The sequence below is a fragment of the Planctomycetia bacterium genome, from assembly GCA_021413845.1.
In the GTDB taxonomy this organism is placed as follows: domain Bacteria; phylum Planctomycetota; class Planctomycetia; order Pirellulales; family PNKZ01; genus PNKZ01.
The window spans coordinates 1-13,238 of sequence record JAIOPP010000004.1 but is presented as its reverse complement, the minus strand read 5'-3'; the positions used below and the strand labels follow the sequence as shown (position 1 = coordinate 13,238).

Genomic DNA, 13,238 nt, shown 5'->3' with positions numbered 1-13,238 from the left:
GCAGCGGCATGCGTCTAGGATTTCGCCTGACGAAAGGGAATATGTAAGACTGATCCGATGAACGTCCCCGCCTCCGACCAATGCTCATAGGGTAATACCCGGCACTAAGCGACCGAACCGAAAGGTGCTGCACGAACGGCTTGGCTAAAGGCGGCATCTGAGCATGACCACATCGTCGGCGCGGCAGTCGGCGAGCTTGAACCCCGGCACACTCTATCACGATCGCCTCGTCTTCCGCACCGAGGAAGCAATTGCGCGTCCCGGGCCGACGCCGCAATTCAAGACGTTGTCCGCTGCAACGTCAGAAGAACCGCTCGCGTCTTGTATGGGAGTTAACAGAACTACGCCTTCTCCATGAATGGGGCGAACGGGGTGGGGAGTTCATCCTCATCACTCTCAAACGGTTGTGGACCAGCTTCTAAGCACTCCCGGCTCGTGGGTTCGTCGGCGGCCGAGACATCTGCTGAGACGAGAGCAAGGGCGACCGGCGCGGCCGATTCCCGCAAAAACGTGCAACGATCAGCGTCGGACGTGGGCGGAGGCCGTGGGAATGATTAGTTCGGACGGGTGATCAGGGGCGTCGTCAGCGCGGTGGCGCCGCGAACGACGCGACGGAGAACCTTCGCAAAAAGGAGTTACTTCCTATGGCATTGAACGAGATGAAGATAAGTATGATTGCAATCGGCACATGCTGGACTGCGATCGCGTGAAAGCCCGAGTTCAACCTCGCCGGTGGCCGCCTTGTTTTGAAACGGAGTTCGACCCTTTTGTTGATTTGTCGCGGCGGCCGACCTTAGAATGCAGCGCCGATGCGTGGCGTTCCTATCGGCTTGAGGCGGAGACCGATTCATGGTGCGACGAAGCGCGGCGTACTCAGTGGTGGGCTTAGTCTTTCTGGCAGTGTTGGCGGCAGTTGGGAGAGTCCACGCCCAAGAGCGCGAGCCATTGTTCGTCGATCCGATCGACGTCGTTCCTCAGCCGATCGCCGAAGATCGAATCGTCCGCTACGACTACGACATCGTCTACGTGCGAGCACGGCGTGAAGGTGACGAGATCCACAAGCGATTCTATACCGACTTCTCGCAACCGGTGACGATGGAGCCAGGTGCCGACTTGATGTTACTGCATCCCGACGGGACCGAGGAACTACTCGTTGCAGGGGGCGATGGCTCGATCACCGATCCAGTCGTTTCGTTCGACGGCAAATCGGTGTACTTCGTACATCTATACGATCTAAAGAACGGCAACCAATGGTCTCCTTCCAAGCAAGGGGCCGACATCTTCAAGATCAATCTCTCTTCGCGGAAGATCGTCCGCCTCACCAATCAGCAATTCACTCCCAATACCGGTGCTGCCGACTGGTCGAGCGACTACCGCACGCCGTCGCAAGGCAAGACGCATTACGACTACGGCGTGTTCAACATGGGACCGTATCCGCTGCCGGGCGGTCGAATCGTCTTCACCAGCAATCGCGACGGGTTTCGTCCCTCGAAGGGCTACCCTGCCGTCGCCCTGCAACTTTTCGTGATGGATGATGCCGACAGCGATGTCGACGCGAACGATTCCTACCCGCGCAATATCGAGAAGATCGGCCATCTGAACATCGCCGGCGCGCTTCATCCGGTGGTTCTTACCGACGGCCGGATTATCTTCAGCACGCTCGAATCCCAAGGGATCCGCAGCAGCATTTCGTGGGGTGTCTGGACGATTCATCCGGACGGAACGAACTGGGGACCGCTGGTCAGTGCGTTCGATCCGGGCGGAGCCTCCAACGGCTTTCACTTTCAATCGCAGTTGAGCGACGGTTCGATCGTCATCGAAGAGTACTACAACCAGAACAACAGCGGCTTCGGCGCGTACATCAAGCTCCCCTTGCAACCGCCGAGCGAGGCTGCCGCTTTCGGTCCTGCGAACATGCGCGATCCGCGCAATGCGCCCTGGAGGTTCGGCCGCTTCGACAACGGTAAGGGGAAAAATTATCGCATCCCGTTTATGCCGATCGGGGCGGTGTCGCTCACGCCGTTTGCGCTTAACGGCGAAGGGCCGGCCGATCCGTCGATCCTCACTGACAAGAAGTCGCCGGCCGTCGGAAAGGTCACGCATCCTTCCGGCGCGCCCGATAACCATTTGCTGACGGTCTGGTCGCCGGGCCCGGCGAACCATCAATATAAGCACCTGCCGCAACTCGACGGCGGCATCTATCTGATCAAGGATGGTCAAATCGTCGACGAACCTGGCCGAATGCGGCTCATTAAAAACGATCCGCGATACAATGAAAGCTGGCCGCGGGCCGTGGTGCCGTATGAGCGGATCTACGGTACGAAGGAACCCAAGCGCCTTAAGACCATTGCAAACGACGGCAGTCGCTCGAAGTTGCTTCCAGCGGGAACGCCCCTAGGCCTCGTCGGTTCCTCAAGTATGTACAAACGGGAGTCGTATCCCAACGGCGCCGTGCCGTCGGGAAAGGTCACCGCCGAGTTCGTCGGCGGCAAAGATCCTTGGCGCGGGCTCGATCCGTTCACAAGCCACGGCAACGGCATGCCGCTCAATTGGCACAATCAAGGAGGCGACGTCGGACTGTACCAAAACGCCGACATCCACGCGATCCGCATCCTGGCTATGGAACCGACGACCGATCGCCATCGAGGCAATAAATCGAACCGGCTGTTTCATAGTCATGCGATGGAAAGATTGCGCATTCTCGGCGAAATCCCGGTGCGAAAGTTCCCTCAGCGTGTTTCGGGCGAGACGACCGACGACGGACAACCGGTCGATCCCGACGGCAATCCCGATACCAGTTTCTTGGCGAGCATTCCTGCCGACGTGCCGTTCACGTTTCAGACGCTCGACAAAGATGGCTTGTTGCTCAACATGGCGCAAACGTGGCACCAGCTTCGGCCCGGTGAAATTCGCCACGATTGCGGCGGCTGCCATGCTCATAGCCAAAAGCCGACGCAGTTCCGAGATACGTTCGCCGCGCGCGATGAATACGAAGTATTCGATCTAGCGAAACAGACGCCGCTACTCACAAGCAAAACCAAGGATGAGTCGAAGCAGCGCTGGGATAGCGCAAACGAGACCGGGCTGCACTACCGTTCCGGCCCACTTTCGGTGGAGTATCTTCGCGACATTCGGCCGATCTTCGAACGGAGCTGCGTCGCTTGCCACACCAAGAACAGCGAAGCTCCCGCGGGAAGTCTGGCGTTGGACGATGACGACACGGAGATTGCGCAAGAGAATCAGGGAAAGTTTCCCGGCACGTATTACCGCTTGGCCTTGGATCACAAGGCCCGCTTCGGCCACAAGCCGGTCGGCTATGATTCGTTCGGTTATCCGCAGGCTTCTCGTTACGTGCGTATGCTTCAAGCACGGCGCAGCTTATTGGTTTGGAAGATCTTCGGCCGTCGACTGGATGGGTTCTCCAACGACGATCATCCCTCGGAGTTCAAGCCTGGCTCAAGCGATTTGGTGCATCACGGTGAGACGGTCGATATTGGTAAGAATCGCGCCAGACTCGACATCGACTTCACGGGCAGCATCATGCCCCCTCCCGAGGCCGTCGCAAGCGGAAAGGTCAAGCCGCTCACGGATGAGGATCGACGAACGATTCTACGCTGGATCGATCTCGGCTGCCCCATCGATCTAGACTACGATGTCGCGCAACCACACCTCGCCGGGCTCGGTTGGGGACTTGATGACCTGCGGCCGACGCTGACGATCGCCTGGCCGCAGCCTGGAAATAACTCTGCAGGCGACCGAATCCTGATCGGCGCAGTCGACTGCGGCACCGGCCTAGCTGCTAAGAGCTTTCAAGTCATCGCCGACTTTCCACTGGCCGGAACGAAACCGGGCGAAAACCTCGCGTCGCTTTTCCGGGAGTCGAGTGCCTGCGTGTGGGAATTGATGCTCAAAGAACCATTGCGCAAGCTGCCGCGAGGGAGACTGACAGTGTCGATTAGAGATCGGCAGGGAAACGAAACACACATCGTGCGATCGTTTTCAGTCGAATAGCTTTTACGCATTCTCGCGGCTCGAGGGCCGCTTTTAGGTTCGCACAGGCACGCGAGTTCTCCGCGGGGTGGCCGACCGCCTAGCCGGGTCGAGTACACGGTGATCTCGACGACAATACGCCGCGGAACCCTCGCCGCCGAAGCGGCCGGTGTCATCGTCGAAAAAATTTACGCGATTACTTCGATGGTAACTAGATAAGCCCCGCGATCGGGTAGTTGTGGTCGAGCAGATATTGCGGGCGACCGTTGAAGTCGGCGATGGCGGTCGTCGGGTCGATGCCGAACAACCGGTAGATGGAAGCCATGACGTTCTGGAATCCGATGCGGCCGTCGAGCGAGCGCTCGGCTCGGGCATCGGTCGCGCCGAGAACTTGACCGGTCTTCCAACTTCCGCCGTAAAAGAGCGCGCACCCCGCTTCGGCCCAATGCTCCCGGCCCGGTCCGGGGTAGGTGATCTTCGGCGTCCGTCCGAACTCGCCGAGCACGACTACGCCGACGTCTTGCTCGAGCCCACGCTCGCGGAGATCTTCGAACAGCGCGTAGAGCGAACGATCGAGAGCCGGCAGCACCGTGCGAAGCGAGACGAAAATGTCGGAGTTGGCACCGCTGTGATGATCCCAGTTGCCGACCGCGACGGTGACGATGCGCACGCCGGCCTCGACCAACCGCCGCGCCAGGATAAACGGCTTCGCGTCCCACGGATAGCGCAAGTCTTTATAGGTTTGATGGGTATACTGTCCCCCCTTACCATAGCGCTCGACGACCTTCGGCGGTTCCTTCGAGAGGTCGAACGCATCCCGCACAGCCGCCGAAGTAACGATCTCAAAGGCCTTCGCTTGATAACGATCGAGTGCTCGATACGACTGCACCTGATCGACTTGGCGCTTCAGCGCGTCGAATGCGGTTAGTAGTTCGCGGCGGTCGCGCAGACGATCAAGCGACTTGGCGGGCGTCAGATCAGCGAGCGACTCGTGGCTCGGCCGAAACGGCGCATGTTCGGGTCCGGCGTAGTGCGGCCACTCGTAATCGTTCTCGTTCGTGCCAGGCTTTTCGTTGACGTTGACGTAACTCGGCAGTGCGCCGGAGTTGGGGAGCAAACGACTGATCAACGACCCGAACGAAGGCCGCGCCCCGGCGGTGCGCGGCAGGCCGGTATAAACCTCGCTGAGAAAATGGTCGTTCTCGACGGAGCGAATGCCGCGCACCAACGCAATGCGATTCATCAGCTTCGCCTGCAGGGGCATGAACTCGCAAATCTCGCAACCCGGCAGGCTTGTGGCGACCGGGCTGAACGGCCCGCGAAACTCGGCCGGTGCGCCGGGCTTCATGTCGTACATATCGATGTGGCTCGGCCCGCCGCTGAGCACGATGTAGATTAGCGACTTCGATCGTGCAGAACTCTTTGCTTCGGCTTGACGGCGAAGCAACCCCGATAGCGACAGCCCGCCGAGCCCCGCGACTCCGAGGCCGCCGGCACGAAGAAACGTTCGTCGATCGCTCGAAGAAGTAGTGCCGACGCTCAACATCGTTTCGCCTGAACCGTGTTTGGATAGTACGCGTCTTAAAAAAGGCCCGGGATCGGTTCGTCGTGATAGACGAAGTGCGGCCGGCCGGAGCCATCGTGCCAGGCCGTGGTTTGCGGGATGCCGAGCGCTTGATAGATCGTCGCGGCGAAGTTCTCCGGCCGTTGCGGCGTGTGATCGGGATAGGCACCTTGCTTGTCGGAGGCACCGACGACACGCCCTCCTTGGATGCCGCCCCCGGCGAGCAAAATCGATTGCACGCCGCCCCAGTGGTTGCGTCCCGGCGACTTATACGACGGTCCGCTCGACGTGTACGGAGTCCGCCCGAACTCGCTCGCCATGACGACCAACGTCGAGTCCAACAGGCCGCGCTCGTTCAAGTCGTCGAGCAAGGCGGCGACCGCACGATCGGTCGGCGGGAAGAGCTTGTCGCGCAAGTGTTCGGCGGCGTTGCCGTGCGTGTCCCAAGTCGACATGCTGCCGAGATTGACTTGCACGAGCCCGACGCCGGCTTCGACCAGCTGCCGGGCCATTAAACACGACCTCCCGAACGAATTGCGGCCGTAGCGATCTTGCACGGCCGGATCGGCGGCGTGTACGTCGAAGGCGCGCTGCGTCGACTTATCGGCCAGCAGCGAAACGGCGTCGGCGCGGAAACGATCGAACTCCAGACTCTCGGCGGCTCCTTCGAGCACGGCGCGTTGCGCGACGAGGGTCTTCAATAGTGCGAGACGATCGCGAAATCGGTCGCTCGCCAATCCCTCGGGGAGCGAGAGATTGGGGGCCTGAAACGGATAGTCTTTTTTCGCGAACGGCTTGTCGAGGTCGGTGAACTCGTAACCGGGATAGGCGCCGAGCAAGTCCCCCCGAAAAGGAGCCGCGTCGACGAACCACGGCTCGCGCGTCGCTCCCATCATGCCGGCCCCTTGGCCCGGCGGCGCGCGCATGAAACGAGGCTCGATCAATCGTTCCGGCAAGATCATCGCCGCTGGGAGGTTCGAGCGTGCCGGCAGCACAGCGTTGGCGACCGCAGCGATCGAGGGCGAATCGTTCGTACTCGGTTTCATCCGATCGGTGCCGGCCGGAAACGACGACCGGCCGGTGAGCATCAGCGTCGTGCCGTCGAAGTGTTCGTTCGACGGATGGGTCAGCGAGCGGCAAAGCGACCACAGCCGACTGCGCGCCGCGAGCAGCGGCAAATGTTCGCAGATTTCGAGGCCCGGCACGGCGGTCGCGATCGGCATAAACGGACCCCGAATCACTTCCGACGTGGCCGGCTTCATGTCGAAGCTATCGATTTGCGATAGGCCGCCGGAGAGGAACAAGAAGATGCAGTTGCGTGCCTTCGGCGAGGTCTTCAGCGCGGCTTCGGCTTGCAACGCCGCGACGTGGTTCATGCCGAAACCAAGGAGCCCGATCGCGCCGGCCTGAACGACGGCACGACGGGAAAGCGTCGGATGCGATAGCGCGGGAGCAAGATCACGGCGGACCATGAGGCGCTCGAACTGGAAGGAAAAAGACAAGGCAGGCATGTGCGAGGAAGGTACCCAGACTATATCGACGTGATGAGTTCGACTCAATCAATGTCTGGGCAGATATCGACCTCTTATCTTCGCCGTTGCCGGCGGCGAGGGGGACATTCTATATAGTACGGCGACAGGGCATCCATGCAGTTGCTTGGTACAATGAAGCCCCGCATCCGTCCTTCACGCCTCCTCCGATTCATGGGTTCATATACATGATTCGTTCGTCGGTTTTCCTGTTTGCGCTATCGTTCGGCCCATACCTTACTGCCACGCTCGACGCTGCCGAGCCGCGTGCGCCGGTAGGTTCTCTGAGCGAGCGATTCGCCTCGGCGGCGGCGTCCGATGCCGAAACACCGAACTTCCAGCGGCATGTCGTTCCCCTTCTCGGTCGACTCGGCTGCAACGGTCGAAGTTGTCATGGTTCGTTTCAAGGGCGCGGCGGCTTTCGCCTCTCCATGTTCGGCTACGATTTCGATCTCGATCACAAGGCCCTACTGGCCGGGGATCCGGCCCGAGTCAACACGGCGGAACCGAGCAAGAGTCAAATTCTCCTTAAGCCGACCAGCGACGACGACCATGGCGGCGGCAAGCGGTTCGAAATCGGCGGCTGGGAAGACCGAGTTCTTCGCGCCTGGATCAAAGCCGGCGCGCCGCAAAATAGCCGTGCGGCAAGCAACCTCATTCGCCTTGAGGTCACGCCCCGCGAACTGAACTTCGAAAATCTCGATCAAAGGGCCAAGCTGAGAGCACTCGCCCATTGGTCCGACGGCACGGTCGAAGACGTCACCTGCCTCACCCGCTTCTCCACCAACGATGAGGTGGTCGCTAAAGTAACGCCGAACGGAGAGATCAAGGCTTCCGGAAGCGGCGCTACCTGCATCATTTGTTGCTACGATCGCGACGTCGTATCCGTAGCCATTACGTTGCCGGTAAGCGAGCAGTCGGGCGAGCGCTACCCCAGCGTTCCGACGCCGACGCGCGTCGACGAGCTCGTCGTCGCCAAACTCCGGAAGCTCGGCATCGTCCCGTCACCAGTCATCGACGATGCGACCTTCCTCCGCCGCGTGAGCCTCGACATCACAGGCACGCTGCCGGTCCCCGACGAAGTACGCTCGTTCTCGGCAGATAATTCGTCGGATAAGCGGGCTCGCAAAATCGACGAACTGCTCGAGCGGCCCGCATATGCGGTGCTATGGGCCGGAAAGCTCTGCGACATCACGGGACTTAATGCTCCGCTGCAACTCGGCGCCACGGAGTTTGCCCGCGTGGCAGGCGATCAATGGCAAGCCTGGATGGAGCGCAAAGTTCGCGAAAACGTCCCCTACGATCAGATCGTCGAAGGCTTGGTCCTCGCCGTGAGCCGGCGCCCCGGCGAGTCGTACGAAGAGTTTTCGCTTCGCATGAGCGGCTACGTCCGTACGAAAGAACCGCAGGATTTCACGGCCGAGCCGCAGATGCCTTGGTACTGGTATCGCGCTAACCTCGGCATGCCCGAGGAAAAAGCGCTAGGATTCGCCTACAGCTTCCTGGGCGTCCGTCTCGATTGCGCGCAGTGCCACAAACATCCGTTCGACGTGTGGACCCAGCAAGACTTTCAACAGTTCACCGGTTGCTTCGAGCGAATCCGCTCGGGCATTTCACCGGCGAACGAAGCGGCGCAAAAGAAACTCATCGAAGAACTCGGCATCGTGAAGGGGACGACGGCTGCCGAGCGCCGCGGTAAATACAAAAAGGTGTCCGAAGCCGGCGAGCGCGCACCATGGGGCGAGGTCTATATCGCGCCTCAGGCCGATGCGCCGGGCACGGGCCGCCCGACGAACAAACCGAAGGAGTTCGCGCATCTCACGCCGAAGATTCTCGGAGGTCCTGAACTTAAGGACGCCGTGCTCGGCAACCGGAAAATCGATCGCGAAGCCACGGACGATCCGCGCGTGCCCCTGATGACTTGGCTGCGAGACAAAAACAATCCGTACTTCGCCCGCGCTTGGGTCAATCGAGTCTGGGCGATGTATTTCGGTCGCGGAATCGTGGACCCGCCCGATGACCTGAACCTCGCCAATCCGCCGAGCAACAAGGAATTGCTCGACGAGCTCGCGCGCGACTTCATCGCGAGCGGCTTCGACATGAAACGGCTCCATCGGACGATCGCCGGCAGCCGCACCTATCAACTTTCGCGTGAAACGAACGCCACCAACCGAGAAGACGAGCGAAACTTCAGCCATTTCCTCGTGCGGCGGTTGCCCGCCGAGGTCGCGGTCGACGCATTACTACAAGCGACGGGTGATCAGAAACGCTTAGACGCGGTGGGCAGCGACGTCCGCAATCGCCGGATCGGCATGCAACCGACGGCCGACCTGTCCCGCACGGAATACTCGCTGGCCGTATTCGGCAAGCCGCTACGGCTCGTCAACTGCGACTGCGAGCGCGAGGCCGAGCCGTCGCTCTTGCAGTCGATTTTCCTCCGCAACGACGCCGACACGCTAACCGCTCTGAACCGGAACGACGGCTGGCTTAAAAGCCTCGCGAAAGCGCCCGCCGCGACCGCAGCCCCATCGGCTACCAGGCCGCCGGAGGTACTCATACGCGAAGCCTATCTGCGGACCCTGAATCGCGAACCGCGAACCCATGAACGGACCCGCGCGCTCGCGCATATTCGCGCCGCGGCGACTCCGCTCGAAGGGCTGAACGACGTGTTGTGGGCACTGCTCAACACGCAAGAATTCATCACGAACCATTAAGCAGTTGCGGTACCCGAGCGCCGCCGAAAGAGACGAGGTAAACCATGCACTCACCGACGCGACGCGAACTGCTCCGGCTCGGAATACTCGGCACGACGGGCTTATCGCTCACCGACTATCTCCGTTTCGCCGCCGCCGGCGAGTTGAAGCCGAAAGCCGACAGCGTGATCTTCGTCATGCTGCAAGGAGGTGCTTCGCATCTCGACACGCTCGATATGAAGCCCGACGATCCCAGCGAAGAGCGAGGGGAGCTGAAGCCGATCTCCAGCGCGATGTCGAGCGTACCGGTATGCGAACTGCTGCCGAAGGTCGCCAAGATTCTCGACCGGTTTACTTTGATTCGCGGGATCAGCCACTCGACCGGCGACCATCCGAAGGCCTGCGAATACGTCTATACCGGCAATCGGCCGACGCCGGCCCTCGTGCATCCGGCGATGGGTTGTATCGCAGGCTTGGAAAAGCCGAGTGCCCCCGACCTGCCGAGTTTCGTCGCCGTACCGACGACGGATATGAACCCGGGCTACCTCGGCGTCGCTCATGCGGCCTTCAAGACCACGGCGGTGCCGAAGGCCGGTAAGCCGTTCGAGGTGCGCGGCCTCACGCTGCCCGCAGGTTTGAAGATCGAAAAAATTCAACAGCGCGAAGCGCTTTTGGCCGATCTCGATCGGACGTTTCGGGAAGTCGACTCGAACAGCGCCCTGCTCGAAGGGCTCGATCGTTTCGGCCGGCAGGCACAGGAGATGATCGTTGCCCAACGCGCGCAGAAAGCATTCGATATTTCGAAAGAATCGCCGAATATCGTCAAGCTCTTCGGCTCCGACGACGGCAGCCAAAGCATGCTCTTAGCATCGCGCCTCGTCGAGCATGGCGTGCGCTTCGTGACCGTCGTCTTGCCGCGCTGGGACTCCCACCTCGCGATCTTCAAGGCAATGCGTAACGACCTTTGCCCGCCGCTCGACAACGGACTTTCCGGCTTGATGCACGCACTCGAACAGAAAGGGCTGCTCGAACGGACGCTTGTGGTCGTGATGGGAGAGTTCGGGCGCACGCCCACGATCAATAAAAACGCCGGTCGCGATCATTGGCCTCGTGCGAATTGGGCGCTTATGGCCGGCGCCGGAGTGCGAACAGCGAATCTAGTCGGCGCAACGGATAAGCAGGGACACGGCCCAAGCGACGGCACGAACATCAAGCCGGACGACCTGACGGCCACCATCTACCATGCGCTCGGGATAAACCACCGCAAGGAATACCACACGCGCACGGGCAGACCGGTCATCCTCGTTCCCGAAGGAACTGTGATCGACGGCGTGTTCGCGTAAATCCGTACACAACGCTTGGGCGTCGCCTAGGGGATCGCAAGTCCCAGCGGCGCTCGGTCAATCTGACATCCATCGGACCGGCGTTTCAGCGAGCTCGATGTCGACGATCCCCTTTCGCTCGCGACGTCGCCCCACCGGCGGCCCAATGCAGACGTAGTGTCAGCACCGAACGGCAGCAAATAATCAAGCGGTGAGGACTTGAGAAATATCATTTCTGCGGCGGGTCACGAAACGCGAATGCGTATAACTCGGCGGATCGCAAATGGAAGCGGAGGCTGATTGCCCGCCCCGCCAGCGACGAGACCTGCACGCCGCCGGGGAATCGAACTTCGTGCCGAAGATGGTCTCCCGTGATCGGTTCGGAAAGTCCGAATCCGGCGAGTGGCTTACCCGCCGCGTCGAGCAGTTCGACGCGGATTTCTCCGTCGGTATACGTCACGCCGTTGAGTTCCAATCGCTTGCCGCTGAAACGGATCGGGACGGTCGTGAGCGTGCCTCCTTCGACCGGTCCGTCAGCCGAAACGAAGCGATCCCGCCTCCAGGTCGCCAAACCGATCGCGCCTGTATATTTCGTGCCACGTTCTTCGGGTTTGTCACCATAGAGGACGGGTGCCCCATGCGTGTAGTTAGTGCCGCCGTAATAGAGTCGAACTTCATCGCCGACGTCGATCGCTTGGGAAGCGGTCAGGATCATGCCGCTATCCCATTCACCCGGCTTGCCGAAGGGAAGAATCGGTGTGCGAAACGGTCGCTGCCAATGCTGCAAATCGCGGGACACCGCTAGCTGCGGTTCGATCGGACCTTCCTGATTGCCTCGCGTGTTGGCGTTGATCGTGAAGACCCAGGGAAACCCGATGACGCAGCTCTCGGCCGAATACGCGCCGGCCCCGTAAAACTCGGACCGCACCACGTTCAGGTTGTCGGGATGATGCAGTAGCGACCGAGATCGCTCGATGCGGGGCAACGAGCCGAGATCATCGCGGCGATCGGCGACGAAGGCGGGTTCGAGCTTCGTCCAGTCGCGGAAGTCGAGACTACTGCTGAGATAGATCGTGCGCCGCGAACGCCCTAACACGGGCGACATCATCTTCGGCAAGGCTATGAAGCGACCGGTGCGGTGATCGCGAAACGCCGAGACGACGTCGTCGACGTAGGAAATCGGCACGATCGGCTTCGAACTCTGCTCCGTCCATTTGAGTCCGTCGGGAGACAAGAATGCGAGGTAGCCGCGGTCGACGTCGAAACAGATCATCTTGTACCGGCGGTTCGGCTCGGAATCGGCCGCATCTTTGAACACGCTTGGGAGCAAGAATGGCGCGACGCAGTTATGCGGCCTACCGTTAGCCGACGAAACCGTGCCGATGGTCGGCTTCTCCCACTTGAGACCGTCGGGGCTGACGGCGTAGCAGATGCCGCCATGGGGAAAGAAGTCTTTATCGCCGGCGATGCCGTACCACATCTTGAACCGCCGTTCTTCTTCATCGAACAAGATGGTGCCGCAAAACGCGGTGACATACCAACCTTCCCAAAGTTGATCGGCCTTTAGGATCGGATTGCCTGGATGTTTGCGCGCCGCATGCGGCGTGAAGGCGATCCGCGACGTCTCTTGAACCAAGTATTGATCGACGAACAATTGGCTCCGCGAGCCGACGTCGAAGACGGTTTCTTGTTGTGCGACGAGCGGAGGCGCCGGGCAATAAGCGACGGCCAGCGAGAGGGCGAATAGAACTGCCTGATGCTGCTTCATATTCCAGCTTCCGAATAATTCAAGAAGGCTCTTCCCACGAATCGATCGCAAGGCAAGTTGCCGTTATCGGTCTGCAGCCCCGGGGGTCGTTTGCACGCTAACGCTTGCGAAGCTGCGTGAAAGCCTGCTGCATGGCTTCGGCCAATAGTGCGCCATCGTTCGCATAGACGACCAAACGGGCTCCCTGTTTAATCGTTCGTTCGGCTTGTTCCCGTTTCCCGAACCAACACCCTGCGGCGATATGGGAACGGCTCGCTACATCGATGATTCGTTGAAGCATGGCGATGAGTTCGGGGTGATCGTACTCGTTAGGAATCCCCATGTTGGTCGTGAGATCGTTCGGGCCGACGAACACGGCATTAACGCCGGGCA

General features: G+C 60.5%; 7 protein-coding genes. 3 read left to right on the top strand and 4 right to left on the bottom strand.

The genetic code is table 11. From position 1 onward, the window contains the following. Window positions 1-849 precede the first annotated feature (849 nt). Window positions 850-4,011: a hypothetical protein gene (locus K8U03_00385; GenBank protein MCE9603341.1), complete on the top strand. Its 3,162-nt coding sequence runs from the start codon at window positions 850-852 to the stop codon at window positions 4,009-4,011. Window positions 4,012-4,201: 190 nt separating this feature from the next. Here the strand turns inward: K8U03_00385 and K8U03_00380 are convergent, their stop codons facing one another. Continuing rightward, the gene (locus tag K8U03_00380) at window positions 4,202-5,536 is read right to left on the bottom strand and encodes a DUF1501 domain-containing protein (GenBank protein MCE9603340.1); all 1,335 of its coding nucleotides are present in this window, start codon (window positions 5,534-5,536) and stop codon (window positions 4,202-4,204) included. Window positions 5,537-5,571: 35 nt separating this feature from the next. Then, window positions 5,572-7,026 (bottom strand): DUF1501 domain-containing protein, encoded by a 1,455-nt coding sequence (locus K8U03_00375; GenBank protein ID MCE9603339.1) that lies wholly within the window; start codon window positions 7,024-7,026, stop codon window positions 5,572-5,574. 245 nt (window positions 7,027-7,271) lie between these two features. Between K8U03_00375 and K8U03_00370 the strand changes: the two genes are divergently transcribed. Together K8U03_00370 and K8U03_00365 are read left to right on the top strand one after the other, a co-directional pair. Continuing rightward, window positions 7,272-9,797 (top strand): DUF1549 and DUF1553 domain-containing protein, encoded by a 2,526-nt coding sequence (locus K8U03_00370; GenBank protein MCE9603338.1) that lies wholly within the window; start codon window positions 7,272-7,274, stop codon window positions 9,795-9,797. Between the two features lie 44 nt (window positions 9,798-9,841). Further along, complete coding sequence (locus K8U03_00365) at window positions 9,842-11,119, top strand: DUF1501 domain-containing protein (protein MCE9603337.1); 1,278 nt, start codon at window positions 9,842-9,844, stop codon at window positions 11,117-11,119. Between the two features lie 208 nt (window positions 11,120-11,327). On the opposite strand, the gene K8U03_00360 is transcribed toward K8U03_00365, so the two are convergent. Further along, window positions 11,328-12,866: a hypothetical protein gene (locus K8U03_00360; protein MCE9603336.1), complete on the bottom strand. Its 1,539-nt coding sequence runs from the start codon at window positions 12,864-12,866 to the stop codon at window positions 11,328-11,330. Between the two features lie 97 nt (window positions 12,867-12,963). Then, window positions 12,964-13,238, bottom strand: a 275-nt coding sequence (locus K8U03_00355) for a hypothetical protein (protein ID MCE9603335.1), incomplete at its 5' end; no start/stop codon positions are given.

Bases quoted from the DNA above. Each gene is read 5' to 3' on its own strand.
- K8U03_00385 (MCE9603341.1), top strand. From the start codon at position 850: ATGGTGCGACGAAGCGCGGCGTACTCAGTGGTGGGCTTAGTCTTTCTG.
- K8U03_00380 (MCE9603340.1), bottom strand. From the start codon at position 5,536: ATGTTGAGCGTCGGCACTACTTCTTCGAGCGATCGACGAACGTTTCTT.
- K8U03_00375 (MCE9603339.1), bottom strand. From the start codon at position 7,026: ATGGTCCGCCGTGATCTTGCTCCCGCGCTATCGCATCCGACGCTTTCC.
- K8U03_00370 (MCE9603338.1), top strand. From the start codon at position 7,272: ATGATTCGTTCGTCGGTTTTCCTGTTTGCGCTATCGTTCGGCCCATAC.
- K8U03_00365 (MCE9603337.1), top strand. From the start codon at position 9,842: ATGCACTCACCGACGCGACGCGAACTGCTCCGGCTCGGAATACTCGGC.
- K8U03_00360 (MCE9603336.1), bottom strand. From the start codon at position 12,866: ATGAAGCAGCATCAGGCAGTTCTATTCGCCCTCTCGCTGGCCGTCGCT.